This is a genomic window from Mycobacterium sp. (assembly GCF_025965855.1).
Classification (GTDB): Bacteria; Actinomycetota; Actinomycetes; order Mycobacteriales; family Mycobacteriaceae; genus Mycobacterium.
Genome location: NZ_JAOPWB010000071.1, coordinates 1 through 4,170, shown reverse-complemented (window position 1 = coordinate 4,170; position 4,170 = coordinate 1). Strand labels below are relative to the sequence as shown.

General features: G+C 65.9%; 6 protein-coding genes. 2 read left to right on the top strand and 4 right to left on the bottom strand.

Annotated features, from left to right (window positions below):
- The 4 genes from JWP83_RS05185 to JWP83_RS05170 all read right to left on the bottom strand — a co-directional run.
- On the bottom strand, nt 1–1,003 hold a 1,003-nt coding region (locus tag JWP83_RS05185), incomplete at its 3' end, for an acyl-CoA dehydrogenase family protein (protein WP_297726770.1).
- Between the two features lie 92 nt (nt 1,004–1,095).
- A complete protein-coding gene (locus JWP83_RS05180; RefSeq protein WP_297726767.1) occupies nt 1,096–1,518 on the bottom strand; it encodes a VOC family protein in 423 nt (140 codons plus the stop codon).
- Nucleotides 1,519–1,528: 10 nt separating this feature from the next.
- A complete protein-coding gene (locus tag JWP83_RS05175; protein WP_297726764.1) occupies nt 1,529–1,981 on the bottom strand; it encodes a helix-turn-helix transcriptional regulator in 453 nt (150 codons plus the stop codon).
- A 70-nt stretch (nt 1,982–2,051) separates the two neighbouring features.
- Entirely contained in the window at nt 2,052–3,146 is a 1,095-nt protein-coding gene (locus JWP83_RS05170) for a F420-dependent hydroxymycolic acid dehydrogenase (protein WP_297726761.1), read from the bottom strand.
- An 81-nt stretch (nt 3,147–3,227) separates the two neighbouring features.
- Between JWP83_RS05170 and JWP83_RS05165 the strand changes: the two genes are divergently transcribed.
- Nucleotides 3,228–3,431, top strand: a complete 204-nt coding sequence (locus JWP83_RS05165; protein ID WP_297726758.1) for a hypothetical protein — start codon at nt 3,228–3,230, stop codon at nt 3,429–3,431.
- A 28-nt stretch (nt 3,432–3,459) separates the two neighbouring features.
- The gene (locus tag JWP83_RS05160; protein WP_297726756.1) at nt 3,460–4,065 is read left to right on the top strand and encodes a GNAT family N-acetyltransferase; all 606 of its coding nucleotides are present in this window, start codon (nt 3,460–3,462) and stop codon (nt 4,063–4,065) included.
- The last annotated feature ends 105 nt before the right edge of the window (nt 4,066–4,170 follow it).

The window sequence follows — 4,170 nt, the reverse complement described above, 5'->3', positions numbered from 1 at the left end:
CCGCCGCGATGTCGCGGCGCACCGTCTGGTAGTCGTGGTGCTTGTCGATCAGCCAAGCGGTGCGCAGCACCAGCAGCCGGAACTGTTCGATCTGGATCCAGCTGTCGGCGACCTTCTCCTGGGTCATCTGGAAATCGGCCAGGCGCCCGTGCCTGGTCTGTCGCGACACCGCGCGCTCGCACATCATGTCAAACGCGCTGCGCGCCAAGGCGATTGTGCGCATCGCGTGGTGGATGCGCCCACCGCCCAGCCGGGTCTGCGCGATCATGAATGCCTGGCCCTCGCCGCCCAGCACGTGATCGGCGGGCACGCGGACGTCGCTGTAGCGCACGTAGCCGTGGCTGGCCCGCTTCGAAGATTCGGCGCCCACGCCGACGTTGCGCACGATCTCGATGCCCGGCGTCTCGGCCGGAACGATGAACAGCGACATCTTGTCGTAGGTGCGGGCGTCGGGGTTGGTGACCGCCATGACGATGAAAAACGACGCGTGCTTGGCGTTCGTGGAAAACCACTTCTCGCCGTTGATCACCCAGTCATCGCCGTCCCTCCTCGCTGCGGTGACGAACTGCCCGGGATCCGACCCGCCCTGGGGTTCGGTCATCGAATAGCACGAGGTGATGTCGCCGTCGAGCAGCGGCTGCAGATAGCGGGCCTTCTGCTCGTCGGTGCCGAACAGCGCGAGGATCTCGGCGTTGCCCGAGTCGGGCGCCTGGCAGCCGAAGACCGAAGGCGCCCAACGGGAGCGTCCGAGGATCTCGTTGAGCAGCGCCAGCTTGACCTGACCGAAGCCCTGACCGCCGAGCTCGGGCCGCAGATGCGCGGCCCACAGTCCCTGGTCCTTCACCTGCTGCTGCAGCGGGCGCAGGATCGCCATCATCTCGGCGTTCTTCTTGTCATATGGGTCGAGGGCGACCAGATCGAGCGGTTCCAGCTCGTCGACCATGAACTTTTCGACCCAGTCCAGCTTCGCCTGGTATTCGGGGTCAGTTTCGAAGTCCCACACCGTGGCCAACCGTTCCCCGGCGCAGCGCCGCACCGGACTCGTTGAGGTAGCCACACCATCGTAATGCGGCCGCCGGCCGTGGATTGTCGCGGTCAGCCGCCGATATCTGCCAATTGGGTCAACCGAACGCTGTTGCCTGATGGGTCGCGGAAACCGCTGTCGATGCCGTATGGCATCTCATGTGGCTCCTCGGTGAACTCCACGCCGCGCGACCGCATCTTCTCGTAGGTGGCCTGGCAGTCATCGGTGACGAGGAATACCGTGCCGGCGAAACCCTTCGCCATCACTTCGCTCACCTGATCGCGGGTCGCGTCGTCCATCACCGGCGGACCTGGAATGGCCATCAACACAATGGACACGTCATCCTGTCCCGGTGGACCGACCGTGAGCCACCGCAAGGGCAACTCCGGTAACGAAACATCTTGTCGCACTTCCATACCCACCTTCTCGGTCCAGTATTTGAGTGCCACATCCTGGTCATGCACCCACAGATGGGCGCTGGCAATCTTCAACATGGGCACGACGTTACGGGCTGCCGATGTCGTCCGTCTTCTTCCCGTGTGCTGTCTTGATGCGGCTGTCGGAGGCCCGTCGGGTGTCCCGTTGCAGGATGCAGCTCGGCACCCGCGCATGCACCGACGCGGGCGGGAGGCTGGCTCGGTAGGCCGCGGGCGGCAACCCATACACGCGGCCGAACGTAGTGGTGAACGAACCGACGCTCCGCAGACCGACCATGACCGCAATGTCGGCGACAGATCGGTCGGTGTAACGCAGCAGCGCGGCAGCTCGTTCCAATCGGCGCGTCTGCAGGTACGAGCGCGGTGATTCACCGAAGGTCCGAGTGAACATGCGGCTGAAGTGGGCGCGCGAGAGCCCGGCGGCAGCAGCCAAATCATCTACGGTGATCGGCTCGGCGTAACGGGCGTCGGCCAGGTCTTTAGCACGCAGCAAATAACGGGCCGGAAAAACCTGCGGCATAGGGTGTAATTATCCCCGCGGACGGTCGTCCTGCGGAAGCAGCGTGATTTATCGGCGGCTCGCGGCGGCCCTAGTGAAGTTCGGGTAAGACGTGGGTGCGGTAGAAGTTGATGGCCGTGATGGGGTCGTCCTGGGCGAAGTGCAGAAAGGGAACGGCCCCGGCGTCGAGAACCTTCTGCACCGCATTGATGTGGGCGGCAGGGTCAGTGCCGACCGCCCAGTTGTCGAGCACCTTGTCGATGGGGTTCGACTCGGCGGCGCGCTGGATTTCGACGGGATCGGGCTGGTCGACGGCCCCGGCGGTGAACCGCCACAACGAAGCGGCGCGGGCGGCCTGATCGTGGTCGCCGACGACGGCGAAGAGTTCGGCGCGTTTGCCCAAGCTGGCAGCGTCGCGACCGGCGGCCTGCGCCCCGGCGCCCAATGCGGCCAGCAGTTTCGAGTTCGTGACGTCGTGGGCCTGGGTGATCCAGCCGTCGCCGTACTGACCCGCCAGCTTTGCGCTTTTCGGGCCCCCGGCGGCCACGAAGATCGGCGGCGGCGTGGCCGGAGTGTCGTAGAGCCTCAAGGAGTTCGTCTGAAAGTATCGGCCGGCGAAGGAGATTCGCGAGCCGCTCCACAGCTGGCGGATCAGGGCGATCGCCTCGACCAGCCGGTCGTGGCGCTCGGTGTAGTTGCCGTACGCGTTGGTGGTGGCCTGTTCGTTGAGTCGCTCGCCCGTGCCCAATCCCAGGAACACCCTTCCCGGGCTGAGGATCGCCAGCGAGGCGAACGCCTGGGCCACCGTGGCGGGGTGATAGCGGTATATCGGGCAGGTCACGCCAGTCCCGAATGAGATGCGGCCGGTTCTGTTGCCGACCAGGGCCAGGGTCAGCCAAGGAAACATCGAGTGGCCCTGGTTGTCCTGCCAGGGCTGAATGTGGTCGCTGGCCCACACGTACTGGAAGCCGCCTTGCTCGGCCGCCTGGGCCTGCGCCACCAGCTGATCGGTGCGGAATTGCTCGTGCGAGAGCACGACCCCCACCCCCTTGGCCGCCGGCGGCGGAACGGTCGGTTTGCCGCGGTCTTCTCGCGGTTTCCCGCAGCCCGCAGAAACTCCCGCGGTGCCGAGCATGCCCGCGCCGGCGGCCATCCGCCCGAACGCTCGCCGCGAGATGCCGGTCACCGGACTCACATACCCGCCAAACCGGTCACGACACCTGCGGGACGCCCCAAATGCAGGCTCGCCGGTTTGCCGCGGGCGGAGGTGGGAACTACCAGCGAGATGGCCCGGGGTGAGCAGCCGCAGCGCACGCCGTTTTACGGCGTGTGCCTGCTGTCCGGCGCGTTTCTGGCGTGCTGGTTAGCCTCATCGATCAACACCGTGTGGCTTTCGATCGTCATTTATGTCCTGGCCGGCCTCGCCGCCGTATTTGGCTTCGTCATGACCTTCCGCGACTACTCGTTCTAGCCGCCCAGTCACCACTAGCCTGACTTAGGTGGCCCCGCAGGCGCGCCCGGCGCGCAAAGCCGACATCCGCGAGCAGTCACGCACTCTGGCTCGGGCGTTCTATGACGACCCGGTGATGATCTGGCTACTCCCCGATGCGGAGGCGCGGACCGCGCAGCTATACCGGCTGTTCGCGACGATGACCCGTCACCATCATCTGGCCCGCGGCGGCGTGGAGGTGGCCGGCGACGGAACCGGAATCGGTGCGGCGGCGTTGTGGGATCCGCCGAATCAATGGCAAGACACGCGCTGGGGCCAGCTGGCGATGACGCCAACGTTTTTGCGGGTGTTCGGCCTGCGTTCAATGCAGGGACGCGCGGTGCAGGAAGCGATGAAGCGCGCCCACCCGGAAGAACCGCACTGGTATCTGGCCGTCATCGGCAGTGACCCGACCGTCCGCGGCCAGGGTTTCGGCCAGGCCCTGATGCGGTCGCGGCTGGACCGCTGCGACGCCGAGTATTGTCCGGCGTATCTCGAGTCGACCAAACCCGAAAACGTGCCGTATTACCAACGTTTCGGGTTCACCGTCACCCGCGAGATCGAGTTGCCCGGTGGCGGCCCCACGATGAGGTCCATGTGGCGAGCACCGCGGTGACGGTTCGCCGCGGTTAATCGCCGGGGGCTGGGGCAACCGGTGCGTATGGCTAGCGACAGTGGCGACTTCGATTCAGGCGCCCTGGTGGACCCCGCGGACTTTCCC